Source organism: Planococcus sp. ANT_H30 (genome assembly GCF_008369335.1).
GTDB classification, from domain to species: Bacteria; Bacillota; Bacilli; order Bacillales_A; family Planococcaceae; genus Planococcus; species Planococcus kocurii.
Genome location: NZ_VOBJ01000001.1, coordinates 446,355 through 461,673, shown reverse-complemented (window position 1 = coordinate 461,673; position 15,319 = coordinate 446,355). Strand labels below are relative to the sequence as shown.

General features: G+C 40.9%; 12 protein-coding genes. 10 read left to right on the top strand and 2 right to left on the bottom strand.

Going from position 1 to position 15,319, the window contains the following annotated elements:
* The first annotated feature begins 248 nt into the window (after positions 1 to 248).
* The 6 genes from ftsE (at position 249) to FQ085_RS02255 (ending at position 5,163) form a co-directional block, all read left to right on the top strand.
* Positions 249 to 935 (top strand): cell division ATP-binding protein FtsE, encoded by a 687-nt coding sequence (ftsE, locus tag FQ085_RS02280; RefSeq protein WP_058384710.1) that lies wholly within the window; start codon positions 249 to 251, stop codon positions 933 to 935.
* The gene (gene ftsX, locus FQ085_RS02275) at positions 925 to 1,809 is read left to right on the top strand and encodes a permease-like cell division protein FtsX (RefSeq protein ID WP_058384711.1); all 885 of its coding nucleotides are present in this window, start codon (positions 925 to 927) and stop codon (positions 1,807 to 1,809) included. The genes ftsE and ftsX overlap by 11 nt, the downstream gene beginning before the upstream one ends.
* Positions 1,810 to 1,953: 144 nt before the next feature.
* Positions 1,954 to 2,532 (top strand): TlpA family protein disulfide reductase, encoded by a 579-nt coding sequence (locus FQ085_RS02270; protein WP_058384712.1) that lies wholly within the window; start codon positions 1,954 to 1,956, stop codon positions 2,530 to 2,532.
* An 11-nt stretch (positions 2,533 to 2,543) separates the two neighbouring features.
* Complete coding sequence (locus FQ085_RS02265) at positions 2,544 to 3,650, top strand: trans-sulfuration enzyme family protein (RefSeq protein ID WP_071154710.1); 1,107 nt, start codon at positions 2,544 to 2,546, stop codon at positions 3,648 to 3,650.
* A 91-nt stretch (positions 3,651 to 3,741) separates the two neighbouring features.
* Positions 3,742 to 4,893 (top strand): PDZ domain-containing protein, encoded by a 1,152-nt coding sequence (locus FQ085_RS02260; protein WP_058384714.1) that lies wholly within the window; start codon positions 3,742 to 3,744, stop codon positions 4,891 to 4,893.
* 12 nt (positions 4,894 to 4,905) lie between these two features.
* A complete protein-coding gene (locus FQ085_RS02255) occupies positions 4,906 to 5,163 on the top strand; it encodes a CsbA family protein (protein ID WP_058384715.1) in 258 nt (85 codons plus the stop codon).
* Positions 5,164 to 5,221: 58 nt separating this feature from the next.
* On the opposite strand, the gene FQ085_RS02250 is transcribed toward FQ085_RS02255, so the two are convergent.
* Both FQ085_RS02250 and FQ085_RS02245 read right to left on the bottom strand, forming a co-directional pair.
* Positions 5,222 to 5,527, bottom strand: a complete 306-nt coding sequence (locus tag FQ085_RS02250; RefSeq protein WP_058384716.1) for an AzlD domain-containing protein — start codon at positions 5,525 to 5,527, stop codon at positions 5,222 to 5,224.
* Positions 5,524 to 6,219: an AzlC family ABC transporter permease gene (locus FQ085_RS02245; protein WP_078080606.1), complete on the bottom strand. Its 696-nt coding sequence runs from the start codon at positions 6,217 to 6,219 to the stop codon at positions 5,524 to 5,526. The genes FQ085_RS02250 and FQ085_RS02245 overlap by 4 nt, the downstream gene beginning before the upstream one ends.
* Before the next feature lie 139 nt (positions 6,220 to 6,358).
* On the opposite strand from FQ085_RS02245, the gene FQ085_RS02240 reads away from it, so the two are divergent.
* The 4 genes from FQ085_RS02240 to FQ085_RS02225 all read left to right on the top strand — a co-directional run bounded on the left by FQ085_RS02240 (position 6,359) and on the right by FQ085_RS02225 (position 15,277).
* Positions 6,359 to 6,988 (top strand): TVP38/TMEM64 family protein, encoded by a 630-nt coding sequence (locus FQ085_RS02240; protein WP_058384718.1) that lies wholly within the window; start codon positions 6,359 to 6,361, stop codon positions 6,986 to 6,988.
* A gap of 73 nt (positions 6,989 to 7,061) precedes the next feature.
* Positions 7,062 to 10,538, top strand: a complete 3,477-nt coding sequence (gene addB, locus FQ085_RS02235) for a helicase-exonuclease AddAB subunit AddB (RefSeq protein ID WP_149455799.1) — start codon at positions 7,062 to 7,064, stop codon at positions 10,536 to 10,538.
* On the top strand, positions 10,516 to 14,124 hold the full coding sequence (addA, locus tag FQ085_RS02230; RefSeq protein ID WP_149455798.1) for a helicase-exonuclease AddAB subunit AddA: 3,609 nt from the start codon (positions 10,516 to 10,518) through the stop codon (positions 14,122 to 14,124). Before addB ends, addA begins: the two co-directional genes overlap by 23 nt.
* Positions 14,125 to 14,134: 10 nt before the next feature.
* Positions 14,135 to 15,277, top strand: coding sequence for a DUF418 domain-containing protein (locus FQ085_RS02225; protein ID WP_149455797.1), 1,143 nt, complete (start codon positions 14,135 to 14,137; stop codon positions 15,275 to 15,277).
* Positions 15,278 to 15,319 lie beyond the last annotated feature (42 nt).

The following is a 15,319-nucleotide window of genomic DNA, read 5'->3' as shown; positions in this document are numbered from 1 at the left end:
TATTTTTTTTGTTCAATTTTAGTTGTTTTTAACACTTTTATCTTCTTTTAGTGGATGAATATGTAATATTTTTAATCTAAAATATCTTTTTTCATTCAATTTCCATATCGTTCTGTTTATTCAGATTGAATTTTAAATGATACAAAAATGTAATAAAAAAGTAGGTTTAAGGTGTTATAATGGGTTTGCTGTGAAATTCTAAGGAAAAAATTTTGGCGCAAGCCAATTACTAGTAGGTGGTAATAAAAATGATTCAAATGAAGAATGTTTACAAGAAATACCCGAACGGAATTGTTGCCTTGAACGGTCTCAATGTTGAAATTGAACAAGGTGAATTTGTATATATAGTAGGACCAAGTGGTGCAGGGAAATCGACGTTCATCAAAATGATGTATCGCGAAGAACGACCATCTTCTGGTCAGATGTTTGTGGATGACATTGATATCGCCACATTGAAGAATCGGAAAGTTCCCATGTTGCGTCGTCAAATTGGCGTTGTGTTTCAAGACTTCAAATTGCTCACAAAATTAAATGTCTATGAAAATGTAGCATTTGCATTGGAAGTAATTGAAGAAAAACCGGCAGATATTAAAAGACGTGTCATGGAAGTATTGGATTTAGTTGGGTTAAAACATAAAGCCAAAATGTTCCCGACTGAATTATCCGGTGGCGAACAGCAGCGTGTATCAATTGCGCGTTCAATTGTGAACATGCCGAAAGTGATGATAGCTGACGAACCAACAGGAAACTTGGATCCTGAAACAGCCTGGGATATCATGGATTTGTTTGAACGAATCAACAAAGCGGGCACAACCGTTATTATGGCAACGCATAATCAACATATCGTGAATACATTAAGACATCGCGTTATTGCAATTGAAGGCGGATTAATTGTCCGTGATGTAGCTGGAGGTGACTACGGCTATGAAGGCTAGAACAATGGTGCGTCATTTCAAAGAAAGTTTTAAAAGCATTGGTCGAAATAGCTGGATGACGTTTGCTTCAGTAAGTGCCGTTACAGTCACACTATTATTGGTAGGCGTATTTGTTCTCATCATGATGAACTTAAACAAAGTGGCTGATGATCTTGAAAAAGATGTCGAAATCAAAGTTTTCGTCTCTTTAGAAGCTGAAGACAAAACAATCGAAAAATTAGAGTCTCAAATTAGTGAAATTCCAGGAGTAGACTCGACCAATTTTTCAACGAAAGAAGAAGAGTTAACAGACTTGGTTCTTGATTTTGGAGATGAGTTGAGTTTATTTGAACAAAGTAATCCACTTTTTGATGTGTTTTATGTAAAAGCGACCGATCCGCAACAAACCGAAACCGTTGCGAAAAGTATTGCAAAGCTTGAGAACATTGAAGATGTGAAATACGGAGAAGGCAAAATAGAAAAACTTTTTGATTTCCTAAATGCCGGAAGAAACGTGGGCTTGATTTTAATCTTGGCTTTGTTATTTACCGCAATGTTCCTAATTTCTAATACAATTCGTATTACGATTGTCGCGAGACGTCGTGAAATTGAAATCATGAAATTAGTGGGTGCTACAAACTGGTTCGTTCGCATTCCTTTTATTTTGGAAGGCATGTGGCTTGGGATATTAGGTTCTCTTATTCCGATTGGTCTCGTAGCGCTACTTTATAAAAAAATTACCGAATTTGCACAACCTCGTTTGAGTGGAGAATTATTCCAGCTATTGGACTTCTCTCCCTTCATCTACCAAGTAAGTGCCTTGATTTTATTGATGGGCGTATTTATTGGGGTATGGGGAAGCTTTATGTCAATCAGAAAATTTTTGCGCGTGTAAGAGTAGCTTAGCATGTGGAACAGCCGGCATATGGATGTCGGCTGTTTTTTAGATTCCAGTTATTCTGTCACATTTTTAAAGAAACTTAGTGGAATAGTCGGTCTCATTTATCGTATGATGAAAGTTGAATGGAGTGAATAACAGATGCCTAAAAAAATAATCGGCTTATTGGTACTGGCCACTATGGTAGTACTCGTTATAATCGGGGCTGTTAAGAACAACATGGCGGAGTCCGAAGCGCTTGATAACATGGCAATCGGCAGTAACGTGGATTTTTTGCCAACAGATGAGGGCTTGGCTAAAGGAGAAAAAGCTCCAGATTTTCAATTGACTACATTAGATGGTCAAGAGGTGACGTTATCGGATTATCAAGGACAGAAAGTGTTATTGAATTTTTGGGCTACTTGGTGCCCTCCGTGCAGAGCTGAAATGCCGCATATGCAAAGTTATTTTGAAGAGCATGCTGAAGAGGAAAATGTAGTCATTTTGTCTGTCAATTTAACGACAGAAGACAAAGGCTTGGAGGAAATCGAAGAGTTTGTCGAAGAATTTGGGCTAGAGTTCGCCATTCCGATGGACGAAAAAGGCGATGTTGGTGCCACTTATCAAGCGGTGTCTATCCCGACATCGTATATGATTGATACTAAAGGACGTATTCAGAACAAAGTTGTAGGTCCAATGGATTTACCAATGATGGAGAAATTAGTGGAAGCAATGGAATAGGAGATGGAAAAATGACATCAATCGAAACAAAATCAGTGCATACCGCTACAATGAAGGAACGTACGATTCAATCGAAAGTTATGCCACTTTATCAAACTTCAGCGTTTTCTTTTTCATCTTTGGAAGAGCTTGAAGGTTATTACGAGGGCAATGGTACGTATTTGTATTCAAGAACAGCCAATCCCAACACTGATGCACTTGGTCAGACTGTAGCTGATTTAGAACAAGCACCTAAAGGAGTTTCGGCATCTTCTGGAACTTCAGCGATTCTAGCTGGAATCCTATCTGTAGTAAAATCGGGCGATCATGTTTTAGCTGCTCAGGATGTTTACGGCGGAACGTTTCATTTGTTAAAGGAAGAGTTAGTGCTGATGGGAATCCAAGTTCATTTTGCGGACTTTTCGGATCGTAGTGAAATCGAAGGGATTTTAATTGATTTCCCTGAAGTCAAATTGCTATTTAGTGAATCGATTACTAATCCATTTTTGCGCTTAGAAAACATGGAGAATTTATGCCAATTAAAAGATCATTATGGAGTACGTATTATGATAGATAATACGTTTGCTACACCTTACACAATGACTCCGTATTTGCTTGGGGCAGATCTAGTAGCACATAGTGCGACAAAGTATCTAGGGGGTCATAGCGACGTTACATCTGGCGTTTTAGTTGGAGATGCAGACTTGATTGGCATTGCTGAAAAGCGTGTAGTCAATTTAGGATTGAATTTAAGTCCATTTGAAGCATGGCTGACGATTCGCGGGATTAAAACCTTGGCGCTCCGAATGAAAACACAAACAGCAAACGCTGGGGCAATTGCTAATTTTTTAACAGATAAAGCACGCGTCTGGTATCCAGGAGTTGGAGCAATCGTTTCTTTTGAATTGCCGGAAACAATTGATGTGTCGAAGTTTTTTTCATCACTTGGCTGGATCAAAATAGTACCTACGTTAGCTGGCGTGGAAACGACTGTATCGTATCCTTATGGAACGTCGCATAGAGCACTTTCAGCTGAAGAAAAAGAGAAAGTTGGCGTGACACGCCAAGTAATTCGATTGTCTGCTGGAATTGAAGGCATTAAAGATATTTTGGAACAATTAGATGCCGCATTTGGTTAACTGAAAAAGAAGTGTAGAAAGCCGGCAATTTTTGGTACAATGAGAGATAGCGTTTATTGTCGGTGATAGGGATGGTGTAAGTATAGTGATAATGGATTTAATGTTAGCGATTGGTGGATTTTTTATAAATCCGGTTTTATACATAGCATTGCTCGCTGCAGTGTTGTTGGGATATTATCGTGTAAAGAAAGAAAGAAGGATTTTTCGAATTCGAATTGTCTACGGATTAACTGAATTTAAACGATTATTGAAAGACGGTTGGTTATATGCAGTCATTTTTTCAGTCCTATTTGCAGGAATTGGACTCGTCGTGCCACTGGATTGGCTAATTGCTTTAGCGATCATTTCTATTTTGTTAATGGCAACAAGCTTTTATCAAGCAGGCTCATTTGTTTATCTAGCTACAGCTGCTGTAGCACTCAGCTGGTTGTTTCAGGCTAATAGCTGGACGTTGAATTTTGGCTTATTTACATTCGAAGGAATTGCTTTTGACTACCAGTGGTTAATTCCTGTCGCACTCATCACGGGGGCACTGGTATTTGCTGAAGGGAAAATGATTGATAAAGCTGCTGCTGAAGCAGCATCGCCGAGGTTGCATAAATCTGGTCGCGGACTTAAAGCGGCAGCTTATGTTTCAAAAAGGTTGTGGTTATTGCCAATTCTATTAGTCGTGCCGGGTACGGTAATTGATACGTATGCACCATATTGGCCGCAATTGCCAATTGGTGAAACAAGTTTTTCATTCATTCTATTCCCGTTTGTTTTTGGATTTTTTGGCCGCTCACAACGGACATTGCCAGTTTACCTATACCCACTGGTCGGCAAAGCGGTTTCTACTTTAGGAATTAGCATTGTGGTGATTGGTTTGGTCGCATTATTGTGGCAGCCTCTAGCCGTAGTCGCATTAGTTGTAGGAGTGATTGGACGTATCGCGATCTCCATTCACTTTGTGTTAAGAGAGCGCGGCGGCAATTTTGCCGTGACACCGCAATCTCAAGGAGTCATGATTGTTGATGTGTTGCCGGGGTCTCCAGCTGACAAAATGGGCCTATTGCGCGGAGAAGTTATTCGTAAAGTAAATGGTATTGCTATTGCAAACGAATCGGAGCTGTATGAAGCGATTCAAGTTAATGCTGCTCATTGCCGTCTGGAAGTACTGGATCATAACTTGGAAGTGCGTTTACGCCAGCATGTTATTTTCCGTCACGATCACCACCGACTGGGATTATTAGTGGTCAATTAAGGAGATAACTAAATGGAATCAATGGTAACGAAATTCTTTCTGTCTCTACTCGTGCCAGGATTACTCGTCATCCTGTTTACAAGAGTGACATTTAATCACATTGTGGCATTAATTTTAACAGTGGCGCTTATGGCAGCAGCTGTTTATGCAGGATACACTCATACGTGGTTATTGTTTATCGCCAATGCGGCTTCTCTTACTGCCGGATTCTGGTATGCCACAAATATGTTTAAACGTAGAAAAAAAGCCGAAGCTCATGAAAATGAGTAACGGCTTTTTTTGTTTGAAAAGATTGTTTACGCATCAGTACGATTTGCGATGCATTATTTCAGATAAACAGACTGTAAACTGCTAGCACAGCAATAGAACCAAGAACGACAAGCATAACGTTAGCACCTGCAATGGCAAAGCCAAATGCTGCAATAGCACCAATAATGCCAAACCAAACGTTTTCTTGAATGAAAAATATTGCCGGAAAAATCAGTGCGCCTAAAACAGCATATGGAATATTGCGCAGCACATTTTGTACGGCTGCAGGCAACTCGCGGCCTTCTAGAAAAGTTAGCGGAATGGCACGAGGAATATACGTTACGACAGCCATGCCAAGGATCATCCACCAATACCAAGAATTCATGTTGCCTTCACACCTTTCCGAGAAATCCATTCAATGAAGATTGCGGATACTAAAGTTGAAACCATAATGGCCCACCCCGTTGAAAGCCATTCCGTAAAGTAAAACAGGGAATTGGTCAGACCTGCCAAAATAGCTAGACTGACGACTTTTCGATTGCCGCGCATTGAAGGTACTAACAATCCAACGAACATTGCATAAAGTGCTATGGTCATAGAAGCTTGTAGGAATTGCGGCAAGTTGGCACCGATTAAATGACCGATTGCTGTAAATATGACCCAACTTCCATAAGCGATGACGATAACACCAACAGCAAACGCAGTAGATAATTTAGTGCCCTTTTGTGTAGCTAATACAGAAAAAGTTTCGTCCGTAATTCCAAACGCGTAAAGCGCTTTTTTCCAGCGATCGTCAGGCTGCATCTTTTCGTTGAGTGCCGCCGTCATAAGGAAATGACGGATGTTAACGATAAAGGTATTTAACACAATCAAGACTGGAGCGACTCCAGCTGTAATGAGAGAAAGTGAAATATACTGTGCCGCACCAGCAAAAACAAAAATACTCATCGCCGTGGCTTGTAGTAAAGAAAGCCCAGTAGTCTTTGCTAATAAACCAAAGGTCAATGCAATTGGAAAATAACCAATCGCAATGCTAGTTCCAGCCTTTAATCCAGCAGAAAACTCACGTCCGTTCATTTTTTTCGCTCCCTATGTATAAGTATTTCCTTTTCCAAACTCTTTGAAAGAGTGTAAAGTAATTATAATAGCATAGCACAAAAGCTTTTTAGTTTGGGCTAGTATTTTGAAAAATTAAACAGATTAAAGGACTGAGCTTATGACAGAGTTTTTTTCTATGGAGAATATTGTTGAATTGACCCAGTCCTACCGAGCATTTGGTCCATTAATCGGCTTCTTGTTGCCGTTTATCGAAGCCTTCTTGCCGTTTTTACCATTATTTGTTTTTGTTTTTGCTAATGCCACGGCTTATGGATTATGGTTTGGGTTCTTGCTATCTTGGGGTGGCTCAGTAATTGGCGCTTATGCTGTGTTTTTACTGGTCCGCAAATACGGGCGAGCCCGCTTCATGAATTTTATGACGCGTCATGACAAAGTACAAAAATTGATTCACTGGGTAGAACGCAATGGTTTTGGTCCGTTATTTCTATTGCTTTGCTTACCTTTTACACCATCTGCGCTTGTTAATCTTGTGGCTGGCTTATCCAATATCCGCAAGCATTATTATTTATTGACGGTGATGGCGGGAAAACTTGTTATGGTCTTTACAATTTCTTATGTGGGTTACGATCTGCGTGCGCTTTTTACACAACCAATTAGAACGGCAATTGTGATCGCAGTCATTATTTTATTGTATGTAATCGGTAAAATTCTTGAAAAGCGATTACATAAAAAAGTGGAAGCGGATTTTCGCTTAGCAAAAGAAGAACGCAAAAAACAACAACAGTAAGTCATTCCAAAGGTGGCAATCAAATTTTAATAAACGTATAATGAGAACAAATGTTCTTTTGGGGAGTGGTTATATGTCTTTGCGCATTGTATACGGCAGAGCGGGAGCGGGAAAAACTCGTTTTGTTCAAGAAGAAATAGTAGATGAATTGAAACGACAAGCAGACGGAGAACCGATTTTCCTCATCGTTCCGGATCAGATGTCGTTTTCCACCGAATATCAGCTTGCGGCAGATTACGGCATGAACGGGATGATTCGAGCACAGGCCGTTACTTTTAAACGACTGGCTTGGCGTGTGCTACAAGAAGTTGGAGGCATAAGCAGGAAAGAAGTGGATACGTTCGGATACCGCATGCTCATCCGCAGCTTATTGGAAGATCACCGAGATGATTTTCAATTATTTCGTCGGGCAGCCGGCAAAAGAGGTTTTACCGACCAAATTGAACAACTAGTGAAAGAGTTCGCTCGCTACTGTGTGGATTGTTTAGAATTGGGATCAATCCGTTCTTCATTAACTGAAGCTGGGGCGCCGAGAACGCTGCTCGATAAAGCACAAGACCTCGAACTAATCCTTACCGAGATTGAAAATCGTTTAGGAAAAGTTTTTGTTGATTCTGAAGGTCACTTGGCTTTACTGAGTGAAAAAATTCCATATTCGGATTTAGTGAAATCAGCGACGATCTACATTGATGGATTTGTAACATTTACAGCGAGAGAATACGAAATTCTTTTTGAATTAATGAAACATGCTAAATCGGTGACGATTGCCTTACCGATGGATGAACAAACAGATCCAAACGACGAACAGGCTTTATTTTATCAGTCTGCTAATACGGCCAGACGATTAACTGAACAAGCTGCGAAAGAAGGCATCGAGATTGACCATTCGGTGCATTTGGATTTGTCACGTCGATTTACTAATTCAGAACTTCAACATATTGAACAGCATTTTGACGTGTTTCCAACTCCAACAATTCAAGGATCAGGTCATGTTACGCTAGTCGAGGCCTCAAACAGAAGAGCTGAGATGCATGCGGTGGCACGCGCGATAAGAGACCAAGTAAGAAGTGGGTTTCGTTATAATGAAATTGCCATCCTCTACAGACAGCCTGAAATTTATGATGAACTGATTAATACTATTTTTCCGCAATACGAAATTCCTTATTTTATTAGTCAAAAAAAATCGATGCTCCATCATCCATTGATCGAATTCAGCCGCTCTATTCTTGAAGCAGTTGTCAATAATTATTCCTATGAATCAATTTTTCGGGCAGTTAAGACGGATTTGTTTTTTCCTCAAGGACCTGTCTCCAAATGGAGAGAACGCAGTGATGTGCTGGAGAACTTTGTCATAGCAAATGGGATATACGGAGAGCGTTGGTTTGAGGAAAAGCGCTGGTTTTACAAAAAATACCGCGGACTGGAATTTCATACGTCGATTCAAACAGATGAAGAATTGGCAGCTCAACTAGAGCTTCACGCAGTTCGTGATGTAATCAGAGAACCGATGGCACAGTTAAAGGAACAATTAAAACTTAGTAAAACAGGAAGAGATATAGCGGAATCACTGTTTCTTTTCATAGAAAAAATGAACGTATACGCCAAAATTCAAGATTTGAGAGAACGTGAAGAACAGGAACATCGTCTATTAGCGGCTACCGAACACGAACAGGCCTGGAACCAGTGGATCGGTGTACTGGATCAGTTTGTGTTGATGTTTGGAGAAAAAGAAATCGATTTACCAACAGCGGTGAAAATCTTAGACGAGGGTTTTGAGACGCTAGAATTTTCACGAATTCCGCCTTCATTAGATCAAGTCATGGTATCCAAAATTGATTTAGCGCGTTTGATGGATATCAAATCGGTATTCGTCGTCGGAGCTAATGATGGAGTATTGCCGAAGCGAATCGAGCAAGATGGGATTTTGACGGATACAGACCGAGAGTGGTTTGCGCAGATCGGGTTTGAACTAGCGCCAACTTCGAAAATGCGTTTAATGGATGAGACTTATATGGTTTACCGTGCATTTACCTCTGCATCGGATTTGTTGACGGTGTCGTTTCCGATTGCAGATGAGGAAGGCAAAGCACTGTTGCCTTCTCTTTATATTCAAAAGCTGAAAGATATGTTAGCGATTGAAACGATTCCTGCTGTTATCGATCCGGAAGAGCTACTAAACGCTTCTCCATTGGCATATATTTCGCATCCACGAGCGAGTTTAGCTTATTTAACGTCGCAAATTCGCGGTGGGGATTTGTCAGCAGAATGGCATGCCGTTTTACATTACTATCAAGAAGATCCATTTTGGTCTTCTGTCATTCACCGCATTTTAGCGCCACTTAAGCCCAATACAGCGGATTCACTGCGCAAAAACATTGCAGATCCTTTATATGGTACGCCAATTTCCTCTAGCGTTTCACGAGTTGAAACGTATTATGGCTGTCCGTTTGCGCATTATGTGGCATATGGTTTACGCCTTGAAGAAAGAAGTCAATATAAATTAGCAGCTCCTGCTATGGGTGATCTTTTTCATGCAGCGATTAAATGGATATCAGATGAAGTGTTGCGACTTGGCGTATCCTGGTCATCACTGACAAAAACACAGTGTCAAAACTTAGCGAAACAGGCAATTGAACAATTATCGCCTTATTTCGTCAATCATATCTTAATTAGTTCACACCGCTATCGTTATATTCAACATAAACTAGAAGGGATTATTCGTCAGACAGCCTTCATGTTAAGCAAGCACGCCAAAGTTTCTGGCTTTGTCCCAGTTGCACTTGAGGTAGGGTTTGGACCGAAAGAAACCATTCCACCACTTGAAATCTCTTTAAAAGATGGTCGCAAAATGAATGTCCGCGGACGCATTGATCGAATTGATTCGACTGAAATCCACGGCAAACCGTATTTACGTGTCGTCGATTACAAATCATCTAAACAAGGTCTTGACCTTAGTAATGTCTATCACGGTCTGTCGCTACAGACTTTTACGTATTTAGATGTAGCATTGACACATGCTGATCGCTGGCTTGGAAAAGAAGCCGAACCTGCTGGCGTACTGTACTTCCATATGCATAATCCTATGCTAAAGCTCACAAAGTTGATGACGGCTGAAGAGTTAGAAGAAGAACTGGCAAAATCCTTTAAAATGAATGGCTTGGTCGTGGAAGATCCAGAAGTAATTCAAGCGATGGATGACGGCATAGATGGCTATTCCAACGTTATACCTGTGAGACTCAACAAAAGTGGTGCAGTATCAGCTAGCCAATCAAAAACAGTCATGAAAGAAGACATGCAAGCCATTCGGCGGTTTGTCCGTGGCAAGCACCAAAATGCCGGGAATGGCATACTAGAAGGCAATACGAGCATTACTCCTTATAAAGTAAAAGAAGATACACCTTGTCAATTTTGTTCTTATCGCTCGGTTTGCCAATTTGATCCGGCAGATCCACAGCAAAACTACCGAAAACTTTCAGCTTTATCACCCCAACAGGCAGTTGAATTGATTAGAAAGGAGACCGCTGCAGATGATACCGAAAAAACCGATTGATGCCACATGGACCGATGAACAATGGCAAGCAATTTGGGCAAAAGGACAAGATATGCTCGTGTCAGCCGCAGCTGGTTCAGGAAAAACAGCTGTTTTGATTAATCGTATGATTGAAAAAGTATTGGCCGAAGAAGATCCTATATCCGTAGACGAACTTTTAGTCGTTACGTTTACCAATGCGTCAGCTGCTGAAATGCGTCACCGAATGGCAAATGCTTTGGAACGAGCAGTTGCAGAAAATCCTGAATCGACTCATTTAAGAAAACAATTGCGCCTAATTAATAAAGCACAAATTTCCACGTTGCATTCTTTTTGTTTGCAAGTCGTAAAACAATACGCGTATTTACTGGAAATTGATCCAGGTTTCCGGATTGCTGGAGAAACTGAAGCTGCATTGTTGCGGGATGATGTACTTGAAGCCGTTCTTGAAACAGCTTACGAAGGACAAGGCGCAGAGGCGGTGTACCGCTTAGCAGACAGTTTTACTTCTGATCGCAGCGACCAAGCAATGGAAGTTCTCCTCAGCAAGCTTTACGATTACTCACGTGTGCATCCTGATCCTGAAGCTTGGCTAGTACAAGTGCCCGCGTTATACAATGTACCGGCATCTTCCACAGTTGATGAACTGCCGTTTATTGACGATTTAAAATTGACGATACGTCATGCTTTGGAAGAAGCGTTGCAGTTAACTCGAGAAGGACTTGAGTTGGCGATACAGCCTGATGGTCCAAGCGTACTAGAAGTAACCTTTAAAACAGACGCGGAGGTCATCCAGGCAGCCATTGTTTCTTTGGAGGATTCTTGGGACAGCCTTTCCGATTTTTCGAAAACGTTTAAATGGGAAAAGGCAGCAAGTATTCGCAAAGATTCGTGTGACCCAGACATTGCAGAAGAAGCAAAAGCTAGACGCAATGAAGTAAAGAAAATTGTCAGTGGATTGTTTGACGCCTATTTTACTCGCTCGCCCAAACGCTTACTTGAAGAAATGCGCGAAATGGCACCTATGATGAAAACCTTAGTTGAGCTCACACAACAGTTTGCAGAGCAATACAAGGCGCTGAAAATTGATAAAGCGTTAGTAGATTTTTCTGATCTTGAGCATTATGCATTAGAAATTTTAATGGATGAGGGCAAGCCTTCTGTAATTGCGGAAGAATACCAAAGTCGCTTTAAAGAAGTGTTAGTGGATGAATATCAAGATACGAATTTGCTTCAAGAAACAATTTTGAACCTCGTAAAATCCGGCGGAGAACAAGACGGCAATCTCTTTATGGTAGGAGACGTTAAACAATCCATCTACCGTTTCCGTCTCGCCGAACCAATGCTCTTTTTAGGGAAATATGCTCGTTTTCGCTACGATGCAAAAGATACCGGATTGCGAATTGATTTAAATGCGAACTTCAGAAGCCGTAAAGAAATACTAGACGGTACCAATTATATTTTTTCTCAAATTATGGGACGACGAGTGGGAGAAATTGACTATGATGAAGCAGCGGTGCTAAAAGCAAAAGCTCCTTATCCGGAACAGCCAATTCCGATTAAATTGGCTTTGATTCACGAACCTGAAACGGAAGAGGAATTAGTAGACGAAGACTTGGTGAAATCGCAATGGGAAGCCCGTTTTATCGCCAAAAAAATCAAGAAACTGATGGACGGCCAAACAATGGTTAACGATCCATGGACCCGGCAACAACGAAAACTGGAATATCGCGATATTGTAGTTCTGATGCGTTCTATGACTTGGTCAGGAGACTTTGTAGACGAATTTAAGATGGCTGGAATTCCGCTGTATGCAGAATTAAGAGGAGGCTATTTTGAGGCGCTTGAAGTGATGATTATGCTCAACACATTGCGTGTCATTGATAATCCTTACCAAGACATTCCACTGGCTTCTGTTTTACGTGCACCATTTGTTGGATTAAAGGAAAATGAATTAGCTGAAATCCGCTTAGCGGCACCTCAAGCTTCATTTTATGAAGCAGTAAAAACCTTTATGCGTGCGGGTACTGGAATTGATCCCGCTGCCGCTGAGAAGTTGCAACGTTTCGTTCTTCAACTAGATCAGTGGCGAAACCTTGCGCGTCGGGGTTCTCTGGCAGAGTTAATATGGCAGGTGTATTTAGACACCAATTATTATGAGATGGCCGGTGCGATGACAAATGGCAAACAACGGACAGCTAATTTACGTGCTTTACATGATCGGGCATTAGAATATGAAAAAACATCGTTTCGTGGACTGTTCCGGTTCCTACGCTTTATTGACCGGATGCGTGAGCGTGGAGATGATCTAGGAACTGCAAAATCACTTAGTGAAAAAGAAAATGTCGTTCGGCTTATGACGGTTCATAAGTCAAAAGGACTTGAGTTTCCCGTCGTCTTTTTTGCGGGTACCGGTCGTTCATTTAATGAAATGGATTTCAGAAAATCGTATTTGTTTGATCAAGATTATGGACTAGCAGTAAAAGCAGTCAATCCGGATACAAGAATCGAATATACGTCGTTGCCGTTTCTGGCGGTCAGAGAAATGAAACAGCTACAGATGAAAGCGGAAGAAATGCGGGTTTTGTATGTAGCGATGACACGAGCAAAAGAGCAATTATTTTTGACCGCTTCTGTTAAAGAGATTGATAAGCTAGTTGAAAAGTGGAAAGTCAGCACAAATGATGTGCTGCTGCCAGATTTTATGCGTTCACGTGCAAAAGGGTATTTAGACTGGATTGGTCCAGCTGTAGCTAGACATCCTGATGCCAAAGAGTCATTAAACAGTAACGGCAATTTGCTTAACCATTGTTCTCATTTTGATGTTGAAATTATCGAATCTCAAACCTTGCTTCCAGCTATAGTGGGTTTGGATGAATTGCTAGAAGACAAGAGTACAGCTGAAGATTATCAGCAACTCGTCAATGAGCGTTTCAATTATCAGTATCCACACCAGCGGGCAGTCGACAAACGCTCTAAACAGTCGGTGACGGAAATGAAAAGACTGCAGATGTTGCAGCGTCTGGATGAACCCGAATCCTTCGTTCAAACAGCAAAACCTAAAACGGCAAAACTGCTGCACCGGCCAGATTTCATGATGGACAAAAAGTTGTCAGCAGCTGATGTTGGAACGGCTGTCCACGCGGTCATGCAACATATCCCATTGGATCGTACGATGACTGCTAGTGAAATAAAAGAATTCATCGACAGTTTAGTTGGGATGGAAATTTTGTCGCCTGCTGAAGGGAAAGTAGTGAGTGTTAAAGAAATTGAACGCTTTTATAAAAGCGAAACAGCTGGACGTCTACGCTTAGCGAAAAATATTAAACGAGAAGTACCTTTCACCTATGCCAAAAAAGACGCTGATGGAGACCATCAAATTATCCAAGGAATCGTCGATTGTCTATTTGAAGAACAAGATGGCTGGGTTTTGCTGGATTATAAAACCGATCGCGTTGCGAATATGGGCAATGTGACAGATGAAATGACCGAACGCTATAGCGTCCAGCTGACTGTCTACCAAGAAGCAGTCGAGTCAATCCTGAGAATTCCAATAAAAGAACGGTGGCTCTATTTGTTTGCAGCGAGTCAAGAAGTGATTATTTAGGAGGATTATTTTGAACTTACAGCCAGTTTCTATTCAAGAACGAGTAACAGCGATTGATTTAATGAGGGGATTCTCACTGTTTGGCATTTTGATCGTAAACATGCTAGCTTTCCATTCGCCTTTTTTCTATATCGATCCATATAAGTGGTTTAATGGAGCGATGAATGAAGGAATTTATTTTGTTATCGATATATTCATCCAAGGCAGTTTTTACCCGCTCTTTGCAATGTTGTTTGGCTATGGACTAGCCATGCAATACATGCGTGCAGAAGCGAATGGACGTCCCTTTATGCCTTTGGCTAGTAAACGACTTGTGGTTTTACTGTTATTCGGCATGATTCATGCCTTTTTGATTTGGTATGGGGATATTTTAATCACTTACGCCATTATGGGCTTTTTACTTATTGGCATGATTCGTTTGCCATCCAGTTGGTTAGTAGGATTTGGTGCGATCATTTATACAGTACCGCATGTATTGTTACTGGGTATTTTATTTTTAGCAGTAGCCGCTGATCCTAATATTTATGTTGGGTATATGGAAATCGAAAGTTCGATACAAGCGTATCAATCAGGGAGTTTTGTGGAAATTTTTAGCCAGCGATTGGCTGACTGGTCCTATAGCAATAATTTAGTTGGCTTTGTTATCTTAATAGCTACCATTCTGCCATTTCTAATGGTTGGAGCGGCTGCTGCAAAATGGCGATTAATTGAACGAACACAGGAAAAGCGGAAATTGTGGCTGTTTTTAGCGATTGTCCCGCTGTTAATCGGTTTGGCGCTAAAATCTTTGCCGTTTCTATTAGAACCGAATTATGCTTTTGTTTATTTGCAAGATATTTTCGGAGGACCGCTTGTAGCAATTGGCTACGCGGCGATTATTGCTTTACTAGCTCAGAACAACGCGATGCAGAAACTACTTTCTCCAGTTGCTAAAGTAGGACGTATGTCGTTAACGACTTATATTACGCAATCTATTTTTGCAACACTGATTTTCTATTCATATGGATTGGGATTATATGGCCAAGTGGATTTGTTGACGGGGACATTGATTGCCATAGGTATTTTCGTGATTCAGCTTATTTTTGCGGAACTGTGGTTTGAGAAGTTTTCGCGTGGACCGCTTGAAAGTGTCTGGAGAAAATGGACTTATTGAAATAATTTCGAAAAAACTAACAATTCAAAACCGTGAATGTGT

Excerpts from the sequence above, each read along its gene's own strand:
- FQ085_RS02265 (WP_071154710.1), top strand. The coding sequence starts at position 2,544 with ATGACATCAATCGAAACAAAATCAGTGCATACCGCTACAATGAAGGAA.
- ftsX (WP_058384711.1), top strand. The coding sequence starts at position 925 with ATGAAGGCTAGAACAATGGTGCGTCATTTCAAAGAAAGTTTTAAAAGC.
- FQ085_RS02255 (WP_058384715.1), top strand. The coding sequence starts at position 4,906 with ATGGAATCAATGGTAACGAAATTCTTTCTGTCTCTACTCGTGCCAGGA.
- addB (WP_149455799.1), top strand. The coding sequence starts at position 7,062 with ATGTCTTTGCGCATTGTATACGGCAGAGCGGGAGCGGGAAAAACTCGT.
- addA (WP_149455798.1), top strand. The coding sequence starts at position 10,516 with ATGATACCGAAAAAACCGATTGATGCCACATGGACCGATGAACAATGG.
- FQ085_RS02245 (WP_078080606.1), bottom strand. The coding sequence starts at position 6,219 with ATGAACGGACGTGAGTTTTCTGCTGGATTAAAGGCTGGAACTAGCATT.
- FQ085_RS02250 (WP_058384716.1), bottom strand. The coding sequence starts at position 5,527 with ATGAATTCTTGGTATTGGTGGATGATCCTTGGCATGGCTGTCGTAACG.
- FQ085_RS02260 (WP_058384714.1), top strand. The coding sequence starts at position 3,742 with ATGGATTTAATGTTAGCGATTGGTGGATTTTTTATAAATCCGGTTTTA.
- FQ085_RS02240 (WP_058384718.1), top strand. The coding sequence starts at position 6,359 with ATGACAGAGTTTTTTTCTATGGAGAATATTGTTGAATTGACCCAGTCC.
- FQ085_RS02270 (WP_058384712.1), top strand. The coding sequence starts at position 1,954 with ATGCCTAAAAAAATAATCGGCTTATTGGTACTGGCCACTATGGTAGTA.
- ftsE (WP_058384710.1), top strand. The coding sequence starts at position 249 with ATGATTCAAATGAAGAATGTTTACAAGAAATACCCGAACGGAATTGTT.